Below are 434 nucleotides of genomic sequence, written 5' to 3'. Positions count from 1 at the left end.
TTAAACAGGACGGCAGTCAAGCGTTTCCCGGTAGTGGGCATCTAAAACCGGAAGACAAGTCCATGCGTGATCTTCAGAAGCGGATTCGTGATCTGGAAGAGGAGAACGAAATCTTAAAAAAGGCAATGCACTACTTCGCAAAAGACCGGCGCTAATCTATAAATTCATCCACGATCACCGCTTCAAGCACCGTGTCGCGAAGATGTGCGCCGTATTTGGAATCTCCCGAAGCGGTTACTATGATTGGACCCGGCGGAAAGAAAGCGGTCGAAGCAAGCGTCATGAGCGGCTTAAAAAGCAGATTCGGCGCATCTTTCTTGACCATAGGCGTCTTTATGGAAGCAAGAAAATCCGGGAAGCCCTGAAGAAACAAGGCGTTCAGGTAGCCGAGAAAACCGTTGCTCGAATCATGAAGGAGCTCGGCTTGAAATCCC

General features: G+C 49.5%; 1 protein-coding gene. It reads left to right on the top strand.

Annotation, left to right across the window (positions count from 1 at the left end; all coding sequences use genetic code 11):
• Window positions 1-202: 202 nt before the first annotated feature.
• A partial coding sequence (locus Q3F21_RS27570) for an IS3 family transposase (RefSeq protein ID WP_425341313.1) occupies window positions 203-434 on the top strand: 232 nt, incomplete at its 3' end.

Origin of the sequence: Brevibacillus borstelensis (assembly GCF_037834415.1) — a bacterium.
GTDB lineage: Bacteria > Bacillota > Bacilli > Brevibacillales > Brevibacillaceae > Brevibacillus > Brevibacillus borstelensis_A.
This window is presented reverse-complemented; position numbering and strand designations above follow the sequence as displayed.